The sequence below is a fragment of the Commensalibacter melissae genome, assembly GCF_003691365.1.
GTDB lineage: Bacteria > Pseudomonadota > Alphaproteobacteria > Acetobacterales > Acetobacteraceae > Commensalibacter > Commensalibacter melissae.
In genome coordinates this window covers 1,315,680-1,342,556 of record NZ_CP033087.1, presented here as the reverse complement: position 1 = coordinate 1,342,556, position 26,877 = coordinate 1,315,680, and the positions used below count along the sequence as shown (strand labels likewise).

Genomic DNA, 26,877 nt, shown 5'->3' with positions numbered 1-26,877 from the left:
GAAAATGTTATTGTATGTTTGAATGTAAAATATTAGATAAAATATTTGTAATTTAAGCTTTTATTGAAACAGGATTTACAATGGATAGTAAGATATTGTCTGATGCTAATGTAAATAAGAACTGGACACCAGATTCTTGGCGTTCATTTCCAATTAAACAGGTGCCAGAATATCCAGATCAATCCGTATTGAAATTAATCGAAGATAAATTATTCCAATATCCACCTTTGGTTTTTGCGGGTGAGACGCGTAAACTGAAACAGCAATTGGCAGCAGCAGCGGAAGGTAAGGCATTTGTATTACAGGGTGGGCCTTGCGCTGAAAATTTTGAGGAATTTACGGCTGATATCATTCGGGATATGTTCAGGGTTATTCTTCAAATGGCTGTCGTCCTGACGTTTGGAGCAAAAGTTCCTGTTGTAAAAATTGGTCGCATTGCAGGTCAATTTGCCAAACCACGCTCTTCATCACATGAAAATAAGAACGGTATGAGTCTTTTATCATACCGTGGCGAAATTATCAATGGAGCTGAATTTACGAAAGAGGCCCGTACTCCAGACCCGAGAAGAATGGAAATTGCCTATTTCCAGTCAGCTGGGACCTTGAATTTGATCCGTGCATTTGCAAATGGTGGCTATGCTAATCTAAATGAAGTCCATCGCTGGAATCTGGATTTTGTCAAGCGCCTGCCTCTGGCAAAACAATACAATAAATTGGCTAATCGAATAGATGAAACTCTAGCGTTTATGAAAGCTTGTGGCTTGACATCACAAAATACGCCGCAAATTCATGAAACAGAATTTTACACATCTCATGAAGCCTTATTATTGCCCTATGAACAGGCTTTGACACGAATTGATTCAACATCTGATGACTGGTATAATTGTTCGGCGCATTTTTTATGGATAGGTGATAGAACACGTCAACCTGATGGTGCGCACGTTGAATTTTTGCGAGGTGTTAAAAATCCGGTTGGTATCAAGGTTGGTCCATCTGCCGATTTGGAAGATTTATTAAAATTGTTGGATATTTTGAATCCAAACAATGAACCGGGACGTATTTCTCTGATCAGTCGCATGGGGGCTGCAAAAGTTAGGGATTATTTGCCCAAAATAGTTCAGGGGATTAAAGATTCTGGCCATATTGTTACATGGCTTTGCGATCCAATGCATGGGAACACGATTTCAACAAGTAACGGGGTCAAGACACGTTCATTTGATTCAATACTTGCTGAAGTTATAGGTTTTTTTGATGTAATGACTTCTTCAAATGCTATTCCGGGTGGTATTCATGTTGAAATGACCGGAACAAATGTTACGGAATGTATCGGTGGAGCCCATCATCTAAAGGAGTCTGATCTTGCAAAACGATACCAGACATTTTGTGATCCTCGTTTAAATGCTGAACAGTCTTTGGAAATCGCTTTTCTGCTTGCTGATGAGTTGACCAAAAGAAATTTTGCGGCTCATTAACAGGAATATTGTTTTGTAATATTATTGAAAGTCAAATGGATGACTGATGGATTAGAGAAAAAGAACGTGGATAAAATTCTGTCATCTACCTTGGCTGTGACAGTACCTGGTAATAATGAGGAAATATTAAATCGTACGGATATGTATTTTGTTCGTACACAGAAAATAATCGAGCAATATGGGGATACAGAAGTTGTTTATGCCGTTTTTTTACGACGTCCTGTAATTTCTGCACCTCGTATTGCTCTTGAATGGCTAGAGCATATTATCGAAAGGGAAAAAATTAATGCCAGTTATAAACTGGCATTTCCAGAAGGGGAATGGGTTGGAGCAGGGTTGCCGATACTATACTTAAAGGGATCCTTTAAACAGCTTGTCACACTGGAAACCATATTATTGCAAAAACTCGGCGCCTGTTGTGTTGCCGCCTGCAATGCGTTTCAGATGACCCAACTTTTGCCAGATACAAGCTTCATCGCGATGGATGCGCGACATTGTGCCGGTTATGAAATGCAGGAGTTGGTGGAGTATGCTGCATGGGTTGGTAGCAAGGCAGCACAAAAAAAGAACGGAGCGAAAGGATTTATCGGGACTGCGAGTACGATAACCTCAAAATTTTATGGATTACATCATGGACTTGGAACAATGCCGCATGCCTTGATCGGTTATGCCGGTTCAACCCTTAAAGCTGCTGAAATGTTTCATGGGCAGTTTCCAGATCAGGAACTTGGTGTATTGGTTGATTACTTTGGTCAAGAAATTACGGATGGATTGGCGGTTTGTAAGGCTTTTCCAGAATTGGCGGCCCAGGGTAAAGTTTTGCTGCGCTTGGATACTCATGGTGGACGATACATTGAAGGACTGAATAGACAGTCATCATATGAACTGTTAATGCGATATGCTCCTGAAACAATTCAACGCTATTGTTCCGAAAAAGAATTGACATATCTGGCAGGAACAGGTGTCTCTGCGGCTGCAATATGGTATATGCGTAAAAAACTTGATGAGGCCGGATTTGATAGGGTTAAGATCATTGCCTCATCGGGGTTTGATATCGAGAAATGTCGTATCATTTCTGAAGCAAGAGCCCCGGTTGATATTGTCGGGACCGGTTCATTCATTCCTGTTTTATGGAATGAAACATATGCAACTGCCGATATTATTGCCTATAATGGCAAACCTTTGGTTAAAAAAGGTCGGGAATTTTTGATTAATCTTGCCCGACAGTATATGCCTAACTTGGGAATATGATAATTTATAATATATGAATGGGGTAAATAATTTGCAAAATCAAGAAGATCAGAACAAAGAAGACAAGAGAGAATATAATGTACAGATCTTTGATCTTTCGAGTGAGCAAAAAAATAAGGTCACTGAAGTGGTTGCCGGTTTTTACAGTTTGGAACATGCCAATGCATTCGCCAAAACTTATGTTCGGGACAGTGTTGAAAGATGCCGTATTCCAGGAGCTTCACGACAGGAAATCTTTGATGCTTGGTCAGCTTTTGGAGAAGATGCGAAAGTTGTTGATTCACAAGAAAAAGAGAATTGGGATTCTTCGGATTCCATTATGATGTTTATTGAAAATGTTGCTACGCCAATGGAAAGGGACTGGCGTGCGCTTGATCCACGTCGTTTGGTGGAAGAGGATGATTTTCCTGAAGACGACAAATAATATAAGTTTTCTTTGTTAATTAAAATACAAGTACAGATTATGAAATTACGTTTTGCCCCAAGTCCTACTGGTTTAATGCATGTAGGAAATGCCCGTCTAGCAGTTGCTAATGCACTTTATGCCCGTCATCATGGTGGAACCTTTATGTTGCGTATTGATGATACGGATGTTGAACGCTCCAAGGAGGAATATGTTCGGGAAATATATCAGGCATTAAAATGGTTTGGGATTGGCTGGGATGAATTCATGCGTCAATCTGAACGTATGGATCGTTATCAATTGGCAATAGAAAAATTAAAACAGTCTGGGCGTCTGTATCCATGCTTTGAAACTAAACAGGAGCTTGATTTTAAGAGAGAGTTGCGTCGTCGGCAAAATAAGCCTCCTATTTATGATCGGGCAATGCTTAAGCTTACGTCTGAACAACGAGAAGAAGCAGAGGCAAACGGAAAAAAACCTCATTGGCGCTTCATGCTTTCTGGGCGTGAAATGAAATGGAAAGACTTGGTTATGGGTGACTGTCACGTCAAATTATCCTCCATTTCCGATCCAGTCATGATCAAGGCGGATGGTACCGTTTTATATACTTTGGCATCAGTTGTCGATGATCTTGAAAGTGGCATTACGCATATTATCCGGGGTGAGGATCATGTGACAAATACAGGTGTTCAACTGGATTTGATTGAGGCATTGACTGATCATCCAAATACCATCCAGTTTGCACATCTACCGTTACTGCTTGACGAGGATGGGGGTAAGCTTTCAAAACGATTGGGAAGTATCTCTTTGCGCCGATTACGCGAGGATGGATTGGAGGCAAAAGCTGTGGTTTCCTATCTGGCAAGATTGGGGACATCAAGAGATCCACAATTGTTGTCTATTGACGAATTGGCAAAGGATTATGATTTATCCTCATATTCGCGTTCACCAGCAAGGTTCGATATTCAACAAATGTTGGCATTGAATAAAAAGTGTTTGCATACAATGGAATTTTCAGAAGTCAGAGATCGATTGCCTGAAGCTGTTACAGAAGAATTCTGGAATATTGTCCGACCCAATATCGATATATTGTCTGAAACGCGATATTGGTGGGATTTGGTTCATGAGGATATTATTCCTGAAGTTGCGGATGAAGATAAATCATATCTTCATCTGGCTTTGGAATGTTTGCCAACTGAACCTTGGGGGAAAGAGACCTGGAGCCAATGGACCAATATTTTGAAAGAGGTTAGTGGTCGAAAGGGAAAATCTCTTTTTCATCCATTGCGTCTGGCATTAACACGAGAGGATAAAGGGCCGGAGATGAGAGGGCTTTTACCGCTGATTGGGCGAGAAAGAGTGGTCAGACGGTTAACGGAGGCATGTTCTCTTGCCTAGATAAATTAAATTATGAAGATAAATAATTTTATCTGCATATAGCTTTTTTAAAAGGTTGAAAAATTTCTTGGCCTTGTTAAAAAGGCTTTTTTATTTCATTAAAGTTTTATCTTGTTATGCGTCAATCTTTGAAAACAGAACTTTTAAGTCCAGCTGGTACGTTAAAGGCCATGCGATATGCCTTCGCATACGGTGCAGACGCGGTCTATGCAGGACAGCCACGTTACAGTCTGCGAGTTCGCAATAATGAATTCAATCACCAAAATCTTAAAATCGGTATTGATGAGGCACACGCTCAAGGAAAATCTTTCTATGTGGTGGTTAATATTGCACCTCATAATGCAAAGTTAAAGACATTTATCAAAGATTTGGAGCCTGTTGTTGCCATGGGACCTGATGCTTTGATCATGTCTGACCCTGGACTAATTATGATGGTGAGGCAACATTTTCCTCAAATGGCCATACATTTGTCCGTCCAGGCCAATGCTGTTAATTGGGCCACGGTTAAATTTTGGAAAGAGATGGGATTAACACGGGTTATCTTGTCACGTGAGCTTTCCCTCAAGGAAATTGAAGAAATTCATCAACATGTTCCAGATATCGAATTGGAGGTATTTGTGCATGGGGCCCTTTGCATGGCTTATTCAGGTCGGTGTCTATTGTCGGGATATATTAATCACCGTGATGCCAATCAGGGAACATGTACAAACTCTTGTCGCTGGAAATATGATGTTGAAGAGGCAACTGAAAATGAATTGGGAGAAATTGTCAATAAAAACCAATCTGAAACATGTTGTAAATCTGGTGATGTTCCACCAACCTTGGGTGAAGGGGAGACAACGGATAAAGTTTTCATTCTGCGCGAAGAAAAACGCCCTGATGAGGAGATGACAGCTTTTGAGGATGAACATGGCACTTATATCATGAATTCAAAGGATCTGAGAGCAATCCAGCATGTTGAAAAGTTGGTTAATATTGGTGTTTATTCCCTTAAAATTGAAGGGAGAACAAAATCTCATTATTATTGTGCCCGTACTGCTCAAATATATCGCAAGGCAATTGACGATGCCTTGGCAGGTCGGCCATTTGATATGAACTTGATGACAAGTTTGGAATCTTTGGCTCATCGTGGATATACTGAAGGTTTTTTACGTCGATATAAACATAATGAATATCAAAATTATGAAACAGGCTCATCAATTTCTGTGAAACAGCAATTTGCTGGTGAATTCACTGGTAATTTCAGGGATAGTCTTGCCGAAATCGCGGTTAAAAACCGTTTTGAAATTGGTGATCAACTAGAAATAATGACTCCTGGCGGAAATGTTAGCTTTACTTTAGAAAAAATGGAAAACACGAAAGGGGAAGCCATTAAAATCGCCCCAGGAAATAGTCATATTGTCTACATTCCTGTCCAGAAAAATCTTTCTCTCGAATATGCGTTGCTTATGCGATATTTGAAAACTGAATCATAATTGAGAATATTGGGTTTATTAATCATTGGGGGAATTTATTAAATTACGGAAAAAATTTTTCCTAAAGGGTGAACTGTTAAAATATTATAATATCTCGTAATTTACCTTACCTTGATCTTTGTTTGTTAGTATTGCATTTAATGATCAGATGAAGGAATTCTAATTTATCAATTGATTTATCGCACTGGATAAATCATTTTCTGTTAAAGGTTGATCACTTAAATTTATGCAACCATAACGTTGCTTTTTAACTGCGGTAAGAAGATAGAAACAATTACGCAGATGATTTTGGTTATCCAGTTTTCTATTTAACTCCAATAGAGCTGTATCTTTTTTTGCAAAGACCATATTTGCTAAAGCTGCACCATGAGGGGCGATAATCAGATCGGCCTGACGAAAAAGATTGACTTGTGCAGCAAAATCCATGTTTTCAAGAAACACTTTTTCAATTGATTTTTCATTCAAAACTTTATCAATAATACGCTGTTCATCAAAACTAATTCGAGGATTTGGATGATGTTCCCTTGAAATGTAAAAACGTTTTGGTAATGAATCATTGACAGGGGGCTGGATTGTATCGAATAAGGTATAAATTTCATCAAATGTTAGATATAATTCCGGCATCAGGGGATTATGCCAGAAAAAATGCAGATTTTTTACAGGGTAAATACCATAATTCATAAAAGTGGCACGATTAATCAATCCACTATATTCAAGGCTTTGAACATAAGTTGTTGGTGAGAAAGCACATTGCCGATTGTCGAATAGGCTATGTTCAGATGGTAAGGCAAGAATTGTATCAGGTGGCAATATGGAATTGGCTAATTGTGTTTTGGAGATTCCATACAATAACCAATGATAATAATTAAAGCAAGCAGCGTCAAAACCCACAAAAACACTATCTAAACTGGACTTTTGTTCAATGTCTGGAAATAAAAAGCCAGAATGATTTTCACTGGGTGGCAATTGTTGTTTCATTAAAAAACAAGAAGGTTCATCAACGATATATCCTTCGGATGTTACGATTACTCCGTCCAGTCCCGGGAAAACGATAAAATATGCGTTTTTAAGGGTAAATAGAGTCAAATACGTAAGAGGTAAAGTTATTTGATCATTATTTTTAGGATTTGATCTTACGTTATAATAAGACAACCCTCGCATGAAATCCCTTTTACCTGTTATAGTATTAAAATTTTTGGGAAGAGATAAAATGGCAGGGAATGAAATACAAATTTTTTTTTGCTTTGATATTTTTTCAAATGAACGGAAATCTTGTTTTAAAATTAAATTATTTGAAATCATTATATGAAACTTTAATTTTTTTGAAATAAATGAAAATATAAAAAAGAGAAAGGAAATATTTGTCAATATGTTATAACATTATTGATTTGTGGCAAATTAAATATGAAATTATTTCAATAATTGAAGAATAAATTTATGTTAATTTAATTATCTCAAAATGATGTTTCCTCAGATTTTTTGAATTACAAATTATAATTTATTGAAAATTGTTTTGTTGCATTACTGTGATGCTATTCTGGAAATCATCCTGCTTTGATAAGGTTTTGAATATTATTTTTTTCAAATAACATGAGTAAAACTTGTATTGACGTTTTTTCATCAATGGAGGCCTGAGCCTCTTTGTTATACCAGTATTCAGCAGCTTTCCAGGCTGTATTAATCCAATGATCCAACATGATTTCATTGACCATTTTAAAATTGGGTAAACCGGATTGTCTACGACCTGTTACCTCTCCGCCGCCCCGTATCCTGAAATCCTCATCAGCTATCAGGAAGCCATTCTCTGTGTCGCGTATGAGGGATAATCTTTTTTTCGCCATATAACTAATTTTATCATCATGTAAAAGAAGACAGTATGACTGTTTTTCTCCTCTGCCAACACGTCCACGTAATTGATGCAATTGTGCAAGACCAAAACGTTCTGCATGTTCAATAACCATGATATTAGCATTGGGAATATTGACGCCAACCTCGATAACTGTGGTGGCAACTAGTATTTTGGTTTTATTCTGTGCAAATTTATCAAGTTCAGCTTGTCTTTCGCCAGTATCTTGTTGGCCATGCGCTAGGCCTACATTCTCGATACCAAAATAATGCTGTAGGTTCATGTAACGATTTTTGACTGCAGCCAGATCCATAACCTCGCTTTCTTCAACTAGAGGACAGACCCAGAATATTTGACAACCTTGTTGAATGGCTCTTTTAATACCTTCCAAGATTTTATCAATTTTGCTTAATGCATGCAGCGTGGTATGGATAGGTTTCCGATTTGCAGGTTTTTCTGTAAGGCGACTAACCTGCAATTCTCCCCATCTTGTCAGTAAAAGGGTTCTTGGAATAGGGGTTGCTGTCATTACAAGTGTATCTGTATTTTCCCCCTTTTCCCCCAGTCTAATGCGTTGTTCAACACCGAAACGATGTTGTTCGTCAATAATGACAAGCGCCAGGTTATGAAAAACAACTTGTTCCTGAAACAAGGCATGTGTACCGATAGCAATTTTTGTTTTTCCGGTTTTAATTTTATCGAGGGTTTCCTTGCGAGCTATTCCTTTTATGGAACTGCTTAAAAATGAAATTTCAACAGGAGCAAGTTTCATAAAGGTTTCATAATGTTGTCTGGCAAGAATTTCAGTGGGTGCCATAATAACACTTTGGAATCCCGCTTCAACAGCCTGTAAGGCGGCCATTATAGCAATAATGGTTTTACCGGAACCGACATCTCCCTGTAATAATCTTAGCATGCGATAAGGGCGTTCCATATCTGTCTGAATTTCTTTGAATGCCTGTCTTTGGGAAAATGTCAGTGAATATCCGAATTTTTGTAAAGCGTGGCAAATAAGATGATTATCACCAATCAGGGATTTTCCTGTGGTTAACTGATTTGTATGTTTTATTTTTGTAATGGCTAATTGTTCCGCGAATAACTCATCAAATGCCAAACGGGAACGTGCCCGACTTTCAACAGCTTCATAGGTTTGATTTTCAAAAAGTTTTGGGAAATCTCCTGGAAGATGTAGCAAATGAAGCGCTTCTTTAAAACTTGGCCAATGGTGTTGATGTAAAAGGGAAGGATTGATCCATTCGGGCAATTCGGGACATAGGTTTAATGCCAGGCGTAAAGCTTTTGAAAGATTTTTTGGGAAAAGGCCTGCTGTTAAGGGCCATACAGGTTCAATTAATGGAATGGCCTGTTGGTTATATATAGGTTCAATATAATGTGGATTGGTTATAATCAGTTTGTTATTTTTATTTTCTAAAAGACCTGAAACAACAAATATTGTATCAAGGGTCAGTTTTTTCGCTTGCCAAGATGAAAAAAATATCATTTCAGCTTTAGCACTGCCATCGTTAACAAATATACGCCAGGGTTGTTTATGATGACGGGGTTTTTCAATATGGGTAATTTCTATTTGAAGTGTAACTATTTTTCCAGGGATTGCATTTTGCAATTTGGGGCGATATCGTCGGTCAATTATTGAAGTGGGCAAATGAAAGAGTAAATCAATAATTCGCTCACCACCAATTGCATGGGTCATTAACTTGCTCAATTTCGGACCTATACCTTTAAGACTGGATAAGGGGGACAATATAGGTTTTATGGAAAGATAAAGGGAAGGTGGAATAGAGGGGGGACTCATGATTATTTTGGTTATGAGAGTGTAGAATTGTTTAAATTTAGATATCAGTATAGGATATGTTAAATGGTAGAGCAAAAAGAAAATATAAGTTCACTTGAGGCACGAAAACGCAGACTGATTTATCGTGCAACTCATAGAGGGACCTTCGAGGCTGACTTAATCATCGGTCAGTTTGCGATGATGAATGTACCAGCAATGACAATTATTGAAATTGAAGATTTTGAAAAAATAATGGAATTGGCTGATACAGATCTGATGTTATGGTTGACAGGTTTCGAGCCTTACCCAAAAAAAATTGAGAGTCCTGTTTTTCTTTCGCTATATCATTTTGCTCAACAAAATAAACCGAATAAACATTAAGGAGAAATCGCATGGGGGGAGCCTCAAAAAAGCAATTTAAAAATTTTTTGCCGATATGGGGAGCTCCCGAGGGATATGATGCCTTTTTATTAAGTAAAATTGCTCAGGAATGTTATCAAAAAGATAACCATGTTCTGGTTCATGTCGCACGGAATGATATAGATATGAACCGGTTGGCTGATTTACTCTATTATATCGCACCTCAATTAAATGTTTTGAATTTTCCTGCCTGGGATTGTTTGCCTTATGACCGTGTATCCCCGAACAAGGCGATAACCTCGGAACAGGTAGCAACATTGACGCAATTACTTGAACCCTTGACCGGGCCAAGGATCATATTGACGACAATACCCGCACTGTTACAAAAAATAGCACCCAGATCAGTCTTTGCGGGACGTGCTCTGACCCTTAAACAGGGTGAAAGTCTGGATCAGGAATTTTTAGTCGAACTTCTTGTTGCGCAGGGATACAATCGTACGGATACAGTTATGGAACCGGGTGAATTTGCCTTGAGGGGTAGTTTATTTGATATTTTCCTGGCTGGGGAAGAAGAGCCTGTCCGCTTGGATTTATTCGGAGATGAGATAGATTCAATTCGCTGTTTTGATCCGATTACGCAACGTTCAACTCGGAAAGTTACGGAACTTGTTTTAAGACCTACCGCAGCTTATTCTCTGGATGAGGAAAGCATATCAAGGTTTCGTACGAAATGGCGAGAACTGTTTGGTCAGGGATCAATGAGTGATCCAATTTATGAAGCCGTTTCGGAAGGCCGAATGGTTCAAGGACTTGAACATTGGTTACCTCTTTTTCATGATAAGATGGAAACGTTTTTTGATTATGTTTCTGATGTTAAACTGTCTTTTTCATATCAGGCCGAGGAGGCATTGCAACCAAGACTGGAAATGATTGCTGATCATTATGAAGCCCGCAAACAGCCAGTAAGAAATGGCGAAGTTGTATATCGTCCCTTACCACCTGATTTGCTATATCTTACTCAATCTGAGTGGAATCATATAGTCACGCGATATAAAGGGGTGTATTTTTATCCTTTTGCAATGCCTGACGGATCCAGTGGAATGGATGCAGGAGGAAGGCCAGGTATAGTTTTTGCTAAAAGTAATCTGACAGTTGAAGCCGATAATGTTTTTGATATGTTCAAGTCAAGATTCAGGGAATGGTATTCATCTGGACGGAAAACATTGGTTGCCGGCTGGACAAACGGATCAAGAGAGCGCATCGCTACATTATTGAAAGAACACAAAATCGCCGTTCAGAAACTGGAAGGGTGGCAAGAAGTTAAAAATTTCAGGGAAGCTTCTGTTGGATTATTGACTTTTGGTTTGGATCGCGGATTTGTTGCCGATGATTTCATTCTTGTTTCTGAAGCCGACTTGTTAGGGGAAAGAATTTCACGTCCACATAGAAAACGGAAAAAAGCCGAGCAGTTCATTTCAGAAGCTTCTGAAATTAGCGAGGGAGATCTTATTGTACATCAGGAATATGGGATTGGTCGTTATCAAGGACTGGTTAATCTGGAAATAGGTGCTGCGCCACACGATTGTCTGGCACTTGTTTATCATGGTGATGAAAAATTATTCTTACCTATCGAAAATATTGAGTTATTGAGCCGTTATGGATCTGATCAAACGGGTGTTGCTCTGGATAAACTGGGAAGTCCTGCATGGCAAAAACGTAAAGCCACAATGAAGGCTCGTATTCGGGACATGGCTGGTGAGTTATTGAAAACAGCCGCGGCCCGCTTGATGCAGGAAGCGACGATCGAGACCCCTCCTGAAGGATTGTGGGAGGAGTTCTGTGCACGGTTTCCCTTTATTGAAACGGATGATCAGGCAAGGGCTGTTGCTGATATTATTCAGGATCTTGCTTCCGGACGTCCCATGGATCGTTTGATTTGTGGTGATGTTGGTTTTGGTAAGACAGAAGTGGCATTACGTGCCACTTTTATTGTGGCCATGAATGGAGGCCAGGTGGCGGTTGTGGTGCCGACAACCCTATTGGCACGTCAACATTATCAAACCTTTGTGAAACGTTTTGAGGGATTTCCGGTAAAAATTGCCCAACTTTCCAGAATGGTGACATCAAAAAATGCGGCACAGATCAAAAAGGAATTGGCAGATGGCAATGTCAATATAGTGATTGGTACACATGCTTTACTAGCCAAGACGATCAAGTTTGCAAATTTGGGTATGCTTATTATAGATGAAGAACAGCATTTTGGTGTTGCGCACAAAGAGAAATTGAAAACCTTGCGTGAAGATATTCATGTATTGACATTATCTGCCACCCCATTACCAAGGACGTTGCAATTATCATTGACTGGAATGCGAGAGATAAGTCTAATCGCAACGCCTCCAATTGATCGTTTGGCTGTTAGAACTTTTATCATGCCCTTTGATCGTATCGTTATTCGAGAGGCTATTCAAAGGGAGCGATTCAGAGGGGGGCAAATATTCTGTGTTGCACCACGTGTTCAGGATTTGCAAAACCTGCAAGATCAACTTTTGGATATAGTTCCAGATTTACGGTTGGTACAAGCTCATGGGCGGTTATCCCCTACAGAACTTGAACGGGTGATGACTGAATTCAATGAAGGTAAATATGATGTATTGCTTTCGACTAATATTGTTGAAAGTGGACTGGACATGCCAACTGTCAATACACTGATAATCTATAAGGCTGATCATTTTGGATTAGGTCAGTTATATCAATTGAGAGGTCGTGTGGGACGGGGAAAACAGCGTGGATATGCGTATTTGACATGGCCACAGCATCATTTTCTTTCCAAGAATTCTGAAAAGCGACTGGAAATAATGCAGTCACTGGATAATCTTGGGGCAGGATTCACTTTGGCATCTCACGATCTGGATTTGAGAGGGGCGGGTAATCTGCTGGGAGAAGAACAGTCTGGTCATATTCGGGAAGTTGGCGTTGAGCTATACCAGAAGATGCTTGAAGAAACAGTGGCAAGCCTCCGTGCAGAAAAAAATAATCAGTTATTGGAAAATCAGGATTGGACACCCAATATCACTTTGGGATTACCTGTTCTGATCCCGGAAACCTATGTGACGGATCTATCAGTAAGATTGGGTTTATATCGACGAATAGGCAATCTGGAAAATCATGATGATATTGAAGCCATGCAAGTGGAATTGATAGATCGTTTTGGGACCTTGCCTGAAGAAGTAAGCAATCTGCTTCATGTAATGAAACTGAAAAAACTTTGTAAAAAAGTTGGTGTTAATCGCATTGAGGCTGGACCGAAAGGGGTTGTTGTTCAGTTTTTTAACAATCAATTCAAAAATCCTGAAGGATTAGTACAATGGATAGCCGGTATTAAAGATCAGTCTGTGAGATTGCGTCCTGATGGTAAATTGATATATTTGCGAGAAACCCCGTTTGCAAAACGGATTCAGCGTTGTCAATTCTTATTAAGCAAGCTTGTTGAAATTTACCGATAATAAAACGTCATTTCCTAAATTAGGCAGACTGAATTTAGTTAGAAATGACATTTTGAAGCATTCATGAATTTATTTATTAATAAGACATAATTTATTAAAATCATTGAATATTTTTTAATCCAATGATAATGTTACGTAATTTAAATGTTTTTTAAGAAATAAATAAAGTTAAGTAGAGAAATTAGATTATGTTGCAAAAAAATGTCAATGATCTTTTGGTTTTTTTAACAATTGCTAAAGAAAGAAGTTTCACAAAGGCAGCATCAAAATTAGGTGTATCCCAATCCGCATTAAGTCATACCATGCGAAATCTTGAAAAAAATCTGGATGTGCAATTATTATCCCGTACTACACGAAGTGTAGAGCCAACCAAGCTTGGTGAGATTTTATTGAAAAATATTGCGCCGAGATTAGAGGAAATCGTTGAAGAGCTTGGCAAGATTATTGATTTGAAAAAAAGGCCTTTTGGAAATATCAATCTTTTAACAGATGAACATGCTGCAAACTTTGTTGTATGGCCTCATTTGCGAAATTTTTTGCGACATTATCCTGATATAAAATTTAATGTAGAGGTTTCCTCCAATCTTCAAAAAGAAATTCATGGAAAATATGATGCAAAAATAAGCCTTGGCGAAGTTGTAGACAAAGATTTCTTATCAATAAAAATTAGCGCACCTGTCCAAATAGCGGTTGTCGCGTCACCATTATATTTACAAGATAAAAAAATTCCAAAAACGCCGCATGATTTGCTCAAACATCAATCTATAAACTACTTTCTTTCTTTTATGCAAAATCAGTATGATTGGGAATTTGTTGTAAAGGGTAATACACAAATAATCCATATGGAAGGTCAATTTTCTTGTAATACCCTAACCCAGGTCATACAGGCCACACTGGATGGTTTTGGTTTTGCCTATATACCCTTGAAAGAGGTTTATCACGCCATTCAGCAAAAACATCTTGTACATGTTTTATCTGAATACTGTCCCTCTTTTTCAGGATATTATCTGAGATACCCCAATCGAAACAATTTTACACAGGCATTTTCTTTGCTATTGCAAAGTTTTGAACATTAAATTTCGCTATTTATATTATTACCTTGCAAATTATAATTGCACTTTTATTTTTTTCAAATTAAATTGATGTAAAAAATATACATATTAATTAATTCAAGAGAAACAAGATGTCAGATTTAATTTTGGCGCGGGCTTTACATGTATTGGCAATTGTAATTTGGATAGGTGGAGTATGTATGGTGACAACGGTTCTTCTACCAACCATTCGTAAAAATTTTTCATCCAGCGAACGATTGTCTATATTTCATCGTATTGAAAGCCGTTTTGCTACACAGGCTCGTTTTACAACTTTGATAGCCGGATTATCCGGGTTTTACATGGTATGGCGAATGCAAATATGGAATCGATTTGAGCATATAGAATTTTGGTGGATGCATGCCATGTTTTTGGTGTGGTTAATCTTTACAACCATGTTATTTGTAATTGAACCCTTTATACTCAATAAAAAATTAGGGAATAGTGGCCAGCAACAACCTGATAAGGTATATGTTAAGGTTCAGAGATTACACTGGTTTTTATTAACCATCAGTTTCATTACAATCATTGGTGCAGTCATGGGAAGCCATGGTTTCGCTTTTTTTTGAGAAATAAATAAAATAATGAAGATGCATAATATTCGATTGGGTCGGGTGATTTCAATTTTTATATCGAATTGGTGGGATGCTATACTTCATTATTTTTATTTCAGTGGCAGGACAAGCAGATCAGGTTTTTGGTGTTTTGCAGTTTTAAATAGTCTAATTCTATATTTTTTATTTTGTATAGATGAATATTTTCATTTGATTTACAGAGTGACTTTTCATTATTATTATTATGATATTCATCTATTTTTTTTAATATATTTTTTATTAACGATCTTTCCATCATTTGTACTGTTCATACGTCGCCTGCATGATCTTAATTTGTCAGGTTGGTGGGTTTTGTTGATGATTATTCCCTTACCCTATCTATACCTCAATTTTTTAATTCAGATTATTTTTCTTGTTATAGCAAGTTTTCCCGGTTCAGAAAATAATCGGTATGGTATCAAGCCCATTAATCAGGTTACTGTTTAATTCATATTCTTTGTTTAAATTACCATACGGGAATGGGAACATTATTAACCTTGAACAGATTTCCCTGCCAGTTTATATCCCATTCAAGATTATTGTTTCCGACAGAACGTCCGGCAAATTTAGCCAAAATCAATGCTGTCTTTAGATTATTTATACGGGTAGAACCACTGTTTGCAATCAATTTTTCCATATTGCTTACAGTGATTTTACCTTTTGCCGATTGGAAGTTGAGCTCTCGGTCAAGTAAGGCGTTTCCATACGCAGTAATATGGGTTAAATTGTTCTGCATCATTAAGTTATTGATTTTTAATGGTAATGACAGGTCATAAAATTTATCCTCATTATTGCCACTCGCGGCGGCTAAAATTAGGGGATAATATTTTGAAGGGGTATTCAGATTTAAAATGCCTTCTCTTGGAAGGAAAAGGTTTGATTTTTGAGAGGGGTTTATTTCATTCAGACCTGAAAAAAACAGTTTCAAATTTACATTGTCAGCGATATTTTGAACTTGCAACCGTATTTCATCAGCTTTGTAGGCATTGTTTAAATTTTTTATTAAAATGTTTCGCCATATAATGGTAAGTTGTTCGTTTTGTTTAAGTTGTTTTAAAATAGGTGTAATAGAATCAGTATAGTAATTTTTGTTACAGGAATTGATTTGATATTTCAGAAATACGGTCAACAATCCGGTCGATGTGATATTGGTAACTCTTTGCAACTGATCTTTGGACAAGGTTTTACCGCTTTGGTTTACCATTAACTGTTTGCTATTCAGGAAAACATTGGAATTATCCGGAATTTTGACAGTATAATTAGTAACTTGTAAAGAATTGATATGATGATCAACAGTGTCTGATGATATATTTGAACAATATGAATGCCAAGTTACAGAAGCGAAAGCTACTGCATTATTAAATAGTGAATAAATAAGCATCAGCACGAAAAAAGGCAAAGACTTTAAAAATATACTCATAACCATAGAAACATTTTTCATTTTCAAAAAAGAATTAAACTATATCGATATTAAGAAAGATATTAAAGGGTTATTTACAAAAGATTGAAAATTATAATAGTTGGATAATGATTTGGATCAAAACTAAAAGATTAAGGATTTTCAATGCCGAAATATCTGGACCCGTTTTTAATTTTACTATTAATGACCGTTGCAATAGCAAGCTTTTTTCCATGTCACGGTTCGGGTGTTCTTTTTTTTAACAATTTGGCTGTAATAGCCATTGCTCTTATGTTTTTTTTGCAAGGTGCAAGGTTATCTCGTCAAGCAGTGATTGAGGGTATTTTTCACTGGAGATTACATTTACTAATTTTTGCATGTACGTTTGTCATTTTTCCTATACTGGGATTAGGCTTGCATTATTTATTCCCAAAAATGTTATTGCCTGACTTATGGATGGGCATTCTTTTTTTATGCTGTTTACCATCTACAGTACAATCGTCAATTGCATTTACATCAATCGCAAAAGGAAATGTGCCAGCTGCAATATGTTCAGCTACTGCCTCAAATATTCTGGGAATTTTCATAACTCCTTTTTTGGTTGGATCAATATTTTCAAATCATCATCAGGCTATTTTTTCAAGAGATAATCTTAACATAGTTTACCAATTGTTATTACCCTTTATCATGGGACAGATCCTGCAGCCGTGGATAAGGGAATGGGCATTAAAAAATTCCCGTCTTTTATCCTGTTCTGATCGTGGGTCAATCCTGATTGTTGTTTATACAGCTTTTAGTCAGGCAGTGAATATAGGTTTATGGTACAAATTATCCTTGTATCAGTTTATGAAACTGATTTTAATTGACGTGGTTTTACTAGATTCAATTTTAATAATTTCTTTTTTGCTATCGAAACTTTTTAAATTTTGTTGGCAGGACCAAATCAGCATTGTATTTTGTGGATCAAAAAAATCTCTAGCTTCCGGGGTTCCAATTGCAAACGTGTTATTGCCTCCCTTAATGGTGGGAATGATAATATTGCCTTTAATGATTTTTCATCAAATTCAGCTATTTGTAATTGCGATCATTGCCCAATATTGTAATAAAATATCCGATAAAAAGAAGGTTTATAAGACATAATCAAGAAATACCTGATATGTTTGTCACTCTATCAAAGATTTGACGATTTAATGTTTTATTTTATTATTAATCTAAACAAATTAATCTTATAATGATATTTCATTTTTAAAATCAGTTTTATTAATAAAAGTAAAAAAAATGCTTGCCAAATCCACGTTAAATCATATATGAAGTTTTCATAAGTCGGAGAGGTGGCCGAGTGGTTTAAGGCAGCGGTCTTGAAAACCGCCGTGCGTGAATAGCGTACCGTGGGTTCGAATCCCACCTTCTCCGCCATTCAATAAATTTTTATCCTGTATAGTTGCATATCTTTAGAATAATTATTCAATTGAATTATATTTAAAATTAAAATCTTTCAATGCGATTTGCATTGGAATAAATGGTATATTTTTTTTAATGAATTTTTTTCCGGACAAATAAAAATCAAATTTTTTATAAAATTCAACCGCGGTTATTCTTGCATTCAGCGTCACAAATTCAATTTTCTTTTGTTTCAGATCATTAAGAACAGTTGTGAAAAGTTTTGTCCCAATACCTTTTCTTTGAAAAGAGGGGGAAGTTGCAAATTTACGAATTTGGTAATTGTTTTGCAATTTTGGATAAATGGAAAAACAGCTGACAACCTGGTTATCAAGAATATATCCAACATGTTTTGAATATTGATCTTCTGGGTCAATACATTCCTCCATTGTTAATGAAGGCCATAAGACTTTCTGTCTGAGAGGAAGACAATCTTCAAGAGAAATTGGTTTAATATTTTTCATGATCAAATTTTCTTAAAAATTCAAATTGGATGATTCATAGGAAATATAAAGTTGTTACTGAATAAGAGGCAAGTATTAATTTAGTGTGAACAAGTATTTTCGAATTATAAATAACTAATTTTACTATTGATTATCTTCGTTTTCAGAATTATTTTGGATCTAAACATTCAATTTGAATCGATAGGGTTCATATGATTTTTTTTATAATTATTCTTTTATGTACAGGTTTCATTGCATTATTTTATATAATCAATAAATCCAATAATAAAAAAAATCATCGGATACAAACTGAAACTTCACCTGCAATACGAAACAATCCTGTTGATATAGGTTTAATGTATTTTAACGGGGATGGTGTTTCACAAAATTACAAACAAGCCTTGGAATATTTTGAAAAAGCTGCTGCATCGGGATATGCGCAAGGTATTTTGTATAAGGCTATAATTTATTACGAGGGTTTGGGTGTTAAAGCTGACATTGAAAAAGCTTTTGAATTGTTTGAAAACGCGGCCCAAAAAGGTAATACAAAGGCAATGATGATACTGGGGCAGATTTATATGGATGCCCAAATTGTCGAGCAAAATTATCAAAAGGCCAATGAATATTTTTTAATGGCCGCTCGTCAGGGTGAGGGTGAGGCTTTATTCAATCTAGGTTTAATCTATCTTGATGGTAAGGGTGTTGATAAGGATTATAGTAAAGCAAGAGTTTATTTCGAACAGGCCGCCCAAAAGGGTAATATGGAGGCAAAAACTAATCTGGCGTTCATCTATATGAATGGTCAAGGTGTTTCGAGGGATCTTGAAAAAGCACGTGAATATTTTGAACTGTCTGCTAATCAGGGAGATCGTAAAGCGGAATATAATCTAGCTTTGATGTATTGGAATGGTGAAGGTGGAGAAAAAAATACTAATAAAGCCAGAGGATATTTTGAGAAAGCCGCCTATCAGGATGACGTTGAGGCACAATATTTTGTAGCCAATCTGTACTTTACTGGAAATACGGTCGAATTAGATTATAAGAGGGCTTTCAGCTTTTATAACAAGGCCGCGATGCAGGGTTACGTCAAGGCGCAATTCATGCTTGGACAAATGTATGAGGAGGGTAAGGGTGTCCTCCAGAATATTGACAAAGCCGTGTATTGGTATGAACAGGCAGCCGATCAAAATGATATGAATGCTCAATATAATTTGGGATATCTTTATTTAACTGGAAAGACATCAAGAATAAATCTTCAAAAGGCCTATGATTATTTTAAAAAAGCTGCGGAACAAGGTTATGTTTTGGCTCAATTTAATTTGGGGGTCATGTATTATAAGGGAGATGGTGTTATCCAGGATAATCATAAGGCTGCGGCATGGTTTCAAAAAGCTGCCGATCATAATCATAAAAAATCACAGTTAATCCTTGGAAAAATGTATCTAGAGGGAAGAGGAATACCTCACGATCATCAAAAAGGGATGGAGCTAATTCGATTAAGCGAAACATGATATCTGTAACTGGTATATTTCATTATCAGGTTTCAAGATGAGATAAAGCGGAATCCGAGCCTTTAATAAATTGATTTGTTAAGTTTATTTTATCGATTAAATTCTTTATAATTCAGCCTTAATTCATTTTCTTTTTTGTTATTGTTGGGTTTATGTCCAGATCTAAGATTGCCTTTATCGGTAAAAGTGCAGCAGTAATTTGCATAATTTTTGTGTTTTTGTGCATTTGTTTCTATAAAACGATTCGTCAGGGATTTATTGAGGCACAATTTAATCGTGCAAATCTTTATATGCAGGGTGAGGGTACGTCTCAGAACTATAAAAAAGCACGTGAATATTTTGAGCAATCAGCTGAGGCGGGAAATGTCGAGGCTCAATATATGCTGGGTGTGATGTATGAATATGGCGAAAACACCGAGCAGAATTATCAAAAAGCTATTCAGTTATATCGCAAGGCAGCCCGTCACGGATATGTAAAGGCCCAATATGTACTTGGCAATATGTACAAGAATGGCAAGGGGGTAAAAAAAGATCTTTCACGTGCAATTCGCTGGTATCAAACCGCTGCAGACAAGGGGGAGACAAATGCGCAGTATCAATTGGGTATCATTTATCTTGAGGGAAATGATAGAAATGTAACTAAAGGTATAGAACTGATCAAAAAATCTGCTGATCAGGGAAATATTCATGCCTTGTATTTTCTTGGAAATCTTTATCTGGAAGGGAAATATATTACAAAAAGTCCGAAATTGGCTCAACGATGTTTTGAGCAGGCCGCCTATAAAGGTTATGCTGACGCCCAATATAAACTTGGCAATATGTATGAAAACGGGACTGGGGTTGATAAAGAATATTCCAAGGCTCTTTATTGGTATGAAAAAGCCTCGAAAAAGAATGTGACAGCTCAATACAATCTCGCAATGATGTATATGGTGGGTAAAGGGGTTAATCCAAATTCGCAATTGGCATTATCTTTATTGCAGCAGGCTGCTGAAAAAGGATATTCGGAAGCACAATATAAATTGGCGATTTTGTATGAAGAGGGAAAAATTGTTTCCCAGGATTATTCCAAGGCACTGAACTGGTTCAACATGGCGGTCAATTCCGGAAATAATGACGCCATTTATGCCCTGGGGGAATTATATCTGGAAGGAAGAGGGGTTAACAAGGATTTTCAGAAAGCCTTTGACCTTTTTAAAAAAGCGGCACAGGCAGGAGATAGTAAGGCACAATTTCAATTGGCCACTATGTATGAAAAAGGCAGCGGAATTCCGAAAGACCCGTCAGCAGCTGTTGATTGGTATAAAAAATCTGCAATACAGGGGAACGCTCAGGCGCAATTCTATCTGGGTAAATTATATGAACAGGGATTTTTCATAGAAAAAAATTATGATCAGGCCAAATTCTGGTTTGAAAAGGCTGAAGCGCAAAATAATATTCATGCGATCTATACTCTAGGTTTGATGTATGAAACAGGTCAAGGGGTGAAAAGGGATATCAATAAGGCTATTCAATACTATCAAAAGGGTGCAAATCAGGGAGATGCACAAACCCAGTTTGTGTTGGCAGAATTATATAAAAATAATGATCAGATTGACAAGAACTACTCCAAGGCCATTTATTGGTTTAAGGAGGCGGCTGAACAGGGAAAAGTAAAGGCTTATTATAATCTGGGTCAACTTTATGAAAATGGATTGGGGGTTCAAAAAGATGACAGTCAGGCTTTCCAATATTATATGCAAGGCACTGCGGCAGGAGATCTAGATTCCCAATTCATTCTTGCCAAGATGTATTATAAGGGGGTTGGTACAAAAAAAGACGTATCTGAGGCAATTAAACTATTTGATATCTTGGCTAGTAATGGAAATTCCGAAGCGGCCCGTCTTTTGGGACAGATATATCTGACTGGACAGGATGTTAAGAAGGATATTGGCAAGGCAGAATATTATTTGCAAAATTCTGTTAAGGAAGGGAATGCCCAGGCAATGTATAATCTTGGAATGGCTTTTCTGTCTGGTAAGGATTTTCCAAAGAATAAGGGGAAGGCTAAAAAACTTTTGAATGAAAGTTGCAATAAGGGATTTTCAAATTCCTGCGTCACGCTTGGAACAGTCAAATAAGTGATATTATTTTTGTATTATATTTCATTATAAAGGATGGTTATGTATATCGGGATTGACCTTGGAACATCAGGTATTAAAGGTATTTTATTGAATGATAACCATCAGATTGTCGCCAGCCATACTGAAAAACTGAAAGTTTATCGTCCCCATCCCCTTTGGTCAGAACAAAATCCAATTGATTGGTGGGAGGCGACAGACAAGGTTTTTTTGTCACTATCGAGTCAATATTCCTTGAAAGATGTAAAAGCGATAGGGTTGACGGGTCAAATGCATGGGGCAGTTTTGCTGGATAAAAATGGTAAAATATTGCGATCTGCTATTTTATGGAATGATGGGCGTAGCTATCGGGAGTGTAATGAAATTGAGGAGAATGTACAAAATTCAAGAGAGATAACAGGCAATATACTGATGCCTGGTTTTACCGCACCCAAGATAGCTTGGGTTCGCAAACATGAGCCGGAAGTATATCAACAAATTGATAAAGTCCTATTACCCAAGGATTATCTTCGCTGGTTGATAACGGGAATTTATGCATCTGATATGTCTGATGCATCTGGAACTATGTGGCTTGATGTCAAAAATCGTCAATGGAATGATGATTTATTAAAGGCATGTGGGTTGACGCGAAAAAATATGCCTCAATTGTTTGAAGGCAATCAGGCAACCGGAACGGTTAAACCTGAATTAGCGCAACGATGGGGAATGACTTCAAAAGCTTCGGTTATTGCCGGTGGTGGTGATAATGCCGTTGGAGCAATTGGGGTTGGTATCTGGCGAAAAAGTCAGGCTATGCTTTCTTTGGGAACATCCGGGGTATATTTTGTAGCAAGTGATGGGTTTTTGAATAATTGTAAACAGGCTGTTCACAGTTTCTGTCATGCATTGCCGAACACCTGGCATCTAATGTCTGTTATGCTGAGTGCTGCTTCCTGTTTGGATTGGGCTGCTCGGATTATGGGAATTCAGACAGTGCCTAAATTGTTGGAAATGGCAGGACAGGCCTCTTCAATTCCATCATCCGTTATTTTTCTTCCCTATCTTTCGGGTGAGCGAACGCCTCATAATAATCCCCAGGCAAATGGAATGTTGTTTGGCTTAACCCATCAACATGATCGGAAGGATATAGCCAAGGCAGTAATAGAGGGGGTAAGTTTTGGATTGGCGGAGGGTATGGAAGTTTTACATGCCACGGGTTTAAGGCCAGACCATATCAGTTTGATTGGCGGAGGGGCAAGAAGCTCTTTTTGGCGTCAATTGCTGGCTGATATTACAGGAGAAACGTTGCAATATCGTGAAGGTGGAGATGTGGGACCAGCATTGGGTGCCGCAAGATTGGCAATGTTGAATTGTCATCCAAATGTAGCATTTGGAGATTTATTGCCAGAACCTTCCATACAGGCAACCTATGTTCCCAATCAATCTGTCAGTGCGCAATATCAAGAAAAATATCAAAAATTCAAAAAATTATATCATGCAGTTAAAGGTTTGTATTAAATCTTTTAACTGCCTGATATCTACAGTGATCTAGCAAATTTTCCATACTAAATCACTGTAGCCGTTATTCTATTCCAAAGGGGGAGGAACATGGGCCAATTCTATTGCCTTTTCCTGTTCCTGATCCAGTTTGTCAACATCAAAATCTGCAATGATTTCCTGAAATAATTGATGCCAGTTTAATTTTGCATTTAATCTTGTAAATAAACTTCCAAGTCCTATCGCAGAACGATCAACCAGAACAAATTCTCGTGGTGGTGTCACTCCCCCAGCCTGTTGAAGCCCTTTATGTACTTTATTGGCCAATTTACGTCCCAAATCCGGATCTGTATCATCTTGTATATAACGGTCTTTATCCTGGGTAAGGGGGGCATAGAGAAAACTTGCCCATTCATTTAGAACAGTCATTGTCTCTTTGGAAATGTTTTTAAATCCCCATGAGGTATAGGCCTGATAGGCTAATTCTTCATTGTTAGTTTCTACGGCATGGCAAAGATCAATAACACCCTTGACAAATTTACCCTGAAAAATTCGTATCGAACCGAAATCAAGAAGACACAGTTGATTTTGATGATTGATAAGAAAATTTCCCATATGCGGGTCACCATGAATGACACCATATTGATAAAAAGGAATATACCAGGCTTTAAAGAGTGCGCGGGCAATATTGTTCCTATGAGCCTGATCTAATTCAGGTGTGATCAGGGATCTTAGATTCTTTCCCTCTATCCAATCCATGGTTATAAGACGTTCAGTGGAAAGATTTTCAATTACATTTGGTATAACTGTTGTGTCATTATTTTTGAGCATATAGGAGAAAAGTCTTAAATTGGCCGCTTCTCTTTTATAATCCAGTTCTTCCTGTAAACGTGTAACAAGTTCTTTGTAAACCTCATCCTGTTTAATTGCATTGTCCAATCGATGGTATAAAGCAATTAATAGACGAAGTTGCTTGAGGTCTGATTCAACAGTGCTAATCATGTCGGGATATTGTAATTTACAGGCAACTTCCCTTCCATCGTGCAATTTTGCCTTGTGGACTTGACCAAGACTGGCTGCGGCGACAGCTTCATGTGAAAATTCGTCAAAAGCGGTTTCCCAGTTCGGACCTAATTCTCCCCTCATGCGACGACGGACGAAAGACCATCCCATCGGAGGGGCATTTGATTGTAATTGCGCCAATTCATCGGCATATTCATCAGGCAGGATATTGGGAATGGTACTGATTAATTGCGCCACCTTCATCATGGGGCCTTTGAGATTCCCAAGAATGTTTTTCAACTCTTCTGCATGGGAAGCTTTGTTAATCGGTATTCCCATTTTTTCACCAGCCAACCGTGCGGCAATTCCCCCCACCGCCCGGGTAGAATTGACCATACGTTTCATTCCACTGAATAAACTGGTTTTATCAAGATTATCGTTATTATGCACCATCTAAATTTGTTCCAGTTCATCTATGAAATCATTGATTACATTTAATCCTTTTTGCCAAAAGGCTGGATCAGAGGCATCCAATCCAAAAGGCGCCAAAAGTTCTTTATGACTTTTTGTTCCACCCGCCTTCAGCATTTCAATATAAAGGTCCTGGAAGTCGGGAAACCCTTCCTGATAGACATTATAGAGTGCATTAACCAAACAATCACCAAACGCATAGGCATAAACATAAAAAGGTGTATGGATGAAATGCGGTATATATGTCCAATATGTATTATAGTCTGGTGTAAATTCAAAAGCTGGACCAAGGCTTTTTTGTTGCGTTTCAAGCCAGAACTGACCAATTTGTTCAGGTAAAAGCTCGTTCTCATGTCTGGCTTCGTGAACCTTGCGTTCAAATTGATAAAATGCAATTTGTCTTACTACTGTGTTTAACATATCCTCAACTTTACGGCTTAAGAGAATATGACGATGTCTGGGATCTGTTTGGTTTTTTAAAAGGCTCTGGAAAGTCAGCATTTCTCCGAATACACTGGCTGTTTCAGCAAGGGTCAGCGGTGTATCAGATAGAATATATCCCTGTTTTGCAGCAAGAATCTGGTGAATCCCGTGCCCCAGCTCATGGGCCAATGTCATGACATCTCGGCTGCGACCATGGTAATTAAGAAGAATATAGGGATGAACCGATGGAACAGTGGGATGGGCAAAGGCACCAGAGGATTTCCCGGTACGTAGTGTGGCATCAATCCATGGACTATGTAAAAACTGATCAATCATTTTGCCCAGCCGAGGATCAAATTCATGATACGCTTGATAAACGATTGTCTTCGCGTCTCTCCAGTGTATAGGTTGATCATGATCTTCCGGTAAGGGAGCATTACGATCCCAATGATGTAATTTGTCCACACCCAGCCATTTTGCTTTTAAAAGATAGTAGCGGTGTGACAGATTTTGATAATTATTGGTAACAGCGGTAACCAGCGCATCAACGACACTGTCTTCAATCTGGTTATCACAATTTCGTTGTGAGTCTGGACGGGAAAAACCACGCCATTGGTCAGAGATTTGCTTATCCTTTGCCAACGTATTTGTAATAATCGAGAAAAGTCTCAGATTTTTCGAAAATACCGAACTCAATCCCTGGGCTGCATCTTTTCTTTCTTTTGCCTGTGAAGATGATAATTTATTCAAAGCCTCACCTAAAGGGACGGTTTTATCTTTTAGGGGGATTTCCAGGGTCGCCAATGTTTCGTCATATAATCTTGACCATGCATTGGCTCCCGTAACTGCTTTTTCATGGAAAAGCTTTTCGATTTCATTACTTAACTGATAAGGGCGCAATATACGGATTTTATCAAGAAACGGTTTCCACTGCAGTAATTCGTTGTCCTGCATTTTATTTTTGACATTTTCCTCGCTAAGCTGGTTCAATTCCAGAGTAAAGAAAAGAAACTGCGTGTTTAATCCAGTTATTTTTTCATGGATATCCTGATAAAATTTGGTATTTTGGAGATTGGTCGAATCAGTTGCGAAAATCAGTTGAGCATAAGATCCAATTCTTCCTAATATTTCGTTGATTATTTCATAACTTTTAAGAGCCTGGTTTAATTCCTGACTTGATGTCTGGGATAAATTTCCCTTCCATTTTTCAGAAAATTGTGTGATGAGGGTTTGAGCTTTTTGCAGATCATTCTTTAATTCTTGACAATCGGGTGATGGGTACAAATCTGTCAGGTCCCAAGAAGGAAGTTGATCCGATTTTTTCTTTTCGGATTTTAGTGTATCATGATTCGGTTGATTGGTGTGACAAGATGAATTAGACATTGTATCTCTGTTTGATTTAAATGAA

General features: G+C 37.7%; 20 protein-coding genes and 1 tRNA gene. 15 read left to right on the top strand and 6 right to left on the bottom strand.

Going from position 1 to position 26,877, the window contains the following annotated elements:
• Window positions 1–80 precede the first annotated feature (80 nt).
• The 5 genes from D9V35_RS06090 to trhP all read left to right on the top strand — a co-directional run bounded on the left by D9V35_RS06090 (window position 81) and on the right by trhP (window position 5,999).
• Window positions 81–1,472, top strand: a complete 1,392-nt coding sequence (locus D9V35_RS06090; RefSeq protein ID WP_122123782.1) for a class II 3-deoxy-7-phosphoheptulonate synthase — start codon at window positions 81–83, stop codon at window positions 1,470–1,472.
• Between the two features lie 39 nt (window positions 1,473–1,511).
• On the top strand, window positions 1,512–2,723 hold the full coding sequence (locus D9V35_RS06085; RefSeq protein ID WP_408869332.1) for a beta/alpha barrel domain-containing protein: 1,212 nt from the start codon (window positions 1,512–1,514) through the stop codon (window positions 2,721–2,723).
• A 31-nt stretch (window positions 2,724–2,754) separates the two neighbouring features.
• Window positions 2,755–3,147 carry a hypothetical protein gene (locus D9V35_RS06080; protein WP_122124282.1) on the top strand — a complete coding sequence of 131 codons (393 nt, stop codon included), beginning with the start codon at window positions 2,755–2,757 and terminating at the stop codon, window positions 3,145–3,147.
• Between the two features lie 39 nt (window positions 3,148–3,186).
• The gene (gene gltX / locus D9V35_RS06075; protein WP_122123781.1) at window positions 3,187–4,524 is read left to right on the top strand and encodes a glutamate--tRNA ligase; all 1,338 of its coding nucleotides are present in this window, start codon (window positions 3,187–3,189) and stop codon (window positions 4,522–4,524) included.
• Between the two features lie 116 nt (window positions 4,525–4,640).
• Window positions 4,641–5,999, top strand: coding sequence for a prephenate-dependent tRNA uridine(34) hydroxylase TrhP (gene trhP / locus D9V35_RS06070; protein ID WP_122123780.1), 1,359 nt, complete (start codon window positions 4,641–4,643; stop codon window positions 5,997–5,999).
• Between the two features lie 159 nt (window positions 6,000–6,158).
• On the opposite strand, the gene D9V35_RS06065 is transcribed toward trhP, so the two are convergent.
• Both D9V35_RS06065 and recG read right to left on the bottom strand, forming a co-directional pair.
• Entirely contained in the window at window positions 6,159–7,160 is a 1,002-nt protein-coding gene (locus D9V35_RS06065; RefSeq protein ID WP_162988597.1) for a glycosyltransferase family 61 protein, read from the bottom strand.
• 383 nt (window positions 7,161–7,543) lie between these two features.
• Window positions 7,544–9,658, bottom strand: coding sequence for an ATP-dependent DNA helicase RecG (gene recG, locus D9V35_RS06060; protein WP_122123778.1), 2,115 nt, complete (start codon window positions 9,656–9,658; stop codon window positions 7,544–7,546).
• A gap of 63 nt (window positions 9,659–9,721) precedes the next feature.
• On the opposite strand from recG, the gene D9V35_RS06055 reads away from it, so the two are divergent.
• The 5 genes from D9V35_RS06055 (at window position 9,722) to D9V35_RS06035 (ending at window position 15,631) form a co-directional block, all read left to right on the top strand.
• A complete protein-coding gene (locus tag D9V35_RS06055) occupies window positions 9,722–10,018 on the top strand; it encodes an FAD assembly factor SdhE (RefSeq protein ID WP_110438242.1) in 297 nt (98 codons plus the stop codon).
• A gap of 11 nt (window positions 10,019–10,029) precedes the next feature.
• Window positions 10,030–13,500, top strand: a complete 3,471-nt coding sequence (gene mfd / locus D9V35_RS06050; protein WP_122123777.1) for a transcription-repair coupling factor — start codon at window positions 10,030–10,032, stop codon at window positions 13,498–13,500.
• 188 nt (window positions 13,501–13,688) lie between these two features.
• Window positions 13,689–14,576: a LysR family transcriptional regulator gene (locus D9V35_RS06045; protein ID WP_122123776.1), complete on the top strand. Its 888-nt coding sequence runs from the start codon at window positions 13,689–13,691 to the stop codon at window positions 14,574–14,576.
• A 107-nt stretch (window positions 14,577–14,683) separates the two neighbouring features.
• A complete protein-coding gene (locus D9V35_RS06040) occupies window positions 14,684–15,160 on the top strand; it encodes a hypothetical protein (protein WP_110438239.1) in 477 nt (158 codons plus the stop codon).
• A gap of 15 nt (window positions 15,161–15,175) precedes the next feature.
• Window positions 15,176–15,631: a DUF805 domain-containing protein gene (locus tag D9V35_RS06035; RefSeq protein WP_110438238.1), complete on the top strand. Its 456-nt coding sequence runs from the start codon at window positions 15,176–15,178 to the stop codon at window positions 15,629–15,631.
• A gap of 19 nt (window positions 15,632–15,650) precedes the next feature.
• On the opposite strand, the gene D9V35_RS06030 is transcribed toward D9V35_RS06035, so the two are convergent.
• Window positions 15,651–16,604, bottom strand: coding sequence for a hypothetical protein (locus tag D9V35_RS06030; RefSeq protein ID WP_146206646.1), 954 nt, complete (start codon window positions 16,602–16,604; stop codon window positions 15,651–15,653).
• A gap of 144 nt (window positions 16,605–16,748) precedes the next feature.
• On the opposite strand from D9V35_RS06030, the gene D9V35_RS06025 reads away from it, so the two are divergent.
• Both D9V35_RS06025 and D9V35_RS06020 read left to right on the top strand, forming a co-directional pair.
• On the top strand, window positions 16,749–17,723 hold the full coding sequence (locus D9V35_RS06025) for a bile acid:sodium symporter family protein (RefSeq protein WP_122123775.1): 975 nt from the start codon (window positions 16,749–16,751) through the stop codon (window positions 17,721–17,723).
• Between the two features lie 185 nt (window positions 17,724–17,908).
• Window positions 17,909–17,999 (top strand) — tRNA-Ser (locus D9V35_RS06020).
• A 44-nt stretch (window positions 18,000–18,043) separates the two neighbouring features.
• On the opposite strand, the gene D9V35_RS06015 is transcribed toward D9V35_RS06020, so the two are convergent.
• Window positions 18,044–18,487 (bottom strand): GNAT family N-acetyltransferase, encoded by a 444-nt coding sequence (locus tag D9V35_RS06015; protein ID WP_122123774.1) that lies wholly within the window; start codon window positions 18,485–18,487, stop codon window positions 18,044–18,046.
• Window positions 18,488–18,678: 191 nt separating this feature from the next.
• Between D9V35_RS06015 and D9V35_RS06010 the strand changes: the two genes are divergently transcribed.
• The 3 genes from D9V35_RS06010 (at window position 18,679) to xylB (ending at window position 23,594) form a co-directional block, all read left to right on the top strand.
• The gene (locus tag D9V35_RS06010; protein ID WP_122123773.1) at window positions 18,679–19,977 is read left to right on the top strand and encodes an SEL1-like repeat protein; all 1,299 of its coding nucleotides are present in this window, start codon (window positions 18,679–18,681) and stop codon (window positions 19,975–19,977) included.
• Between the two features lie 152 nt (window positions 19,978–20,129).
• Window positions 20,130–22,097 carry a tetratricopeptide repeat protein gene (locus tag D9V35_RS06005; RefSeq protein WP_122123772.1) on the top strand — a complete coding sequence of 656 codons (1,968 nt, stop codon included), beginning with the start codon at window positions 20,130–20,132 and terminating at the stop codon, window positions 22,095–22,097.
• A gap of 42 nt (window positions 22,098–22,139) precedes the next feature.
• Window positions 22,140–23,594 carry a xylulokinase gene (xylB, locus tag D9V35_RS06000; protein ID WP_122123771.1) on the top strand — a complete coding sequence of 485 codons (1,455 nt, stop codon included), beginning with the start codon at window positions 22,140–22,142 and terminating at the stop codon, window positions 23,592–23,594.
• 69 nt (window positions 23,595–23,663) lie between these two features.
• On the opposite strand, the gene D9V35_RS05995 is transcribed toward xylB, so the two are convergent.
• A complete protein-coding gene (locus D9V35_RS05995) occupies window positions 23,664–25,028 on the bottom strand; it encodes an ABC1 kinase family protein (RefSeq protein ID WP_122123770.1) in 1,365 nt (454 codons plus the stop codon).
• Window positions 25,029–26,852 carry a M3 family oligoendopeptidase gene (locus D9V35_RS05990; RefSeq protein WP_122123769.1) on the bottom strand — a complete coding sequence of 608 codons (1,824 nt, stop codon included), beginning with the start codon at window positions 26,850–26,852 and terminating at the stop codon, window positions 25,029–25,031.
• Between the last annotated feature and the right edge of the window lie 25 nt (window positions 26,853–26,877).

What these genes read in the sequence shown, in the direction of transcription:
- D9V35_RS06090 (WP_122123782.1), top strand. Translation starts at nt 81, where the DNA reads ATGGATAGTAAGATATTGTCTGATGCTAATGTAAATAAGAACTGGACA.
- D9V35_RS06085 (WP_408869332.1), top strand. Translation starts at nt 1,512, where the DNA reads ATGACTGATGGATTAGAGAAAAAGAACGTGGATAAAATTCTGTCATCT.
- gltX (WP_122123781.1), top strand. Translation starts at nt 3,187, where the DNA reads ATGAAATTACGTTTTGCCCCAAGTCCTACTGGTTTAATGCATGTAGGA.
- trhP (WP_122123780.1), top strand. Translation starts at nt 4,641, where the DNA reads ATGCGTCAATCTTTGAAAACAGAACTTTTAAGTCCAGCTGGTACGTTA.
- D9V35_RS06065 (WP_162988597.1), bottom strand. Translation starts at nt 7,160, where the DNA reads ATGCGAGGGTTGTCTTATTATAACGTAAGATCAAATCCTAAAAATAAT.
- recG (WP_122123778.1), bottom strand. Translation starts at nt 9,658, where the DNA reads ATGAGTCCCCCCTCTATTCCACCTTCCCTTTATCTTTCCATAAAACCT.
- D9V35_RS06055 (WP_110438242.1), top strand. Translation starts at nt 9,722, where the DNA reads ATGGTAGAGCAAAAAGAAAATATAAGTTCACTTGAGGCACGAAAACGC.
- mfd (WP_122123777.1), top strand. Translation starts at nt 10,030, where the DNA reads ATGGGGGGAGCCTCAAAAAAGCAATTTAAAAATTTTTTGCCGATATGG.
- D9V35_RS06045 (WP_122123776.1), top strand. Translation starts at nt 13,689, where the DNA reads ATGTTGCAAAAAAATGTCAATGATCTTTTGGTTTTTTTAACAATTGCT.
- D9V35_RS06040 (WP_110438239.1), top strand. Translation starts at nt 14,684, where the DNA reads ATGTCAGATTTAATTTTGGCGCGGGCTTTACATGTATTGGCAATTGTA.
- D9V35_RS06035 (WP_110438238.1), top strand. Translation starts at nt 15,176, where the DNA reads ATGAAGATGCATAATATTCGATTGGGTCGGGTGATTTCAATTTTTATA.
- D9V35_RS06030 (WP_146206646.1), bottom strand. Translation starts at nt 16,604, where the DNA reads ATGAGTATATTTTTAAAGTCTTTGCCTTTTTTCGTGCTGATGCTTATT.
- D9V35_RS06025 (WP_122123775.1), top strand. Translation starts at nt 16,749, where the DNA reads ATGCCGAAATATCTGGACCCGTTTTTAATTTTACTATTAATGACCGTT.
- D9V35_RS06015 (WP_122123774.1), bottom strand. Translation starts at nt 18,487, where the DNA reads ATGAAAAATATTAAACCAATTTCTCTTGAAGATTGTCTTCCTCTCAGA.
- D9V35_RS06010 (WP_122123773.1), top strand. Translation starts at nt 18,679, where the DNA reads ATGATTTTTTTTATAATTATTCTTTTATGTACAGGTTTCATTGCATTA.
- D9V35_RS06005 (WP_122123772.1), top strand. Translation starts at nt 20,130, where the DNA reads ATGTCCAGATCTAAGATTGCCTTTATCGGTAAAAGTGCAGCAGTAATT.
- xylB (WP_122123771.1), top strand. Translation starts at nt 22,140, where the DNA reads ATGTATATCGGGATTGACCTTGGAACATCAGGTATTAAAGGTATTTTA.
- D9V35_RS05995 (WP_122123770.1), bottom strand. Translation starts at nt 25,028, where the DNA reads ATGGTGCATAATAACGATAATCTTGATAAAACCAGTTTATTCAGTGGA.
- D9V35_RS05990 (WP_122123769.1), bottom strand. Translation starts at nt 26,852, where the DNA reads ATGTCTAATTCATCTTGTCACACCAATCAACCGAATCATGATACACTA.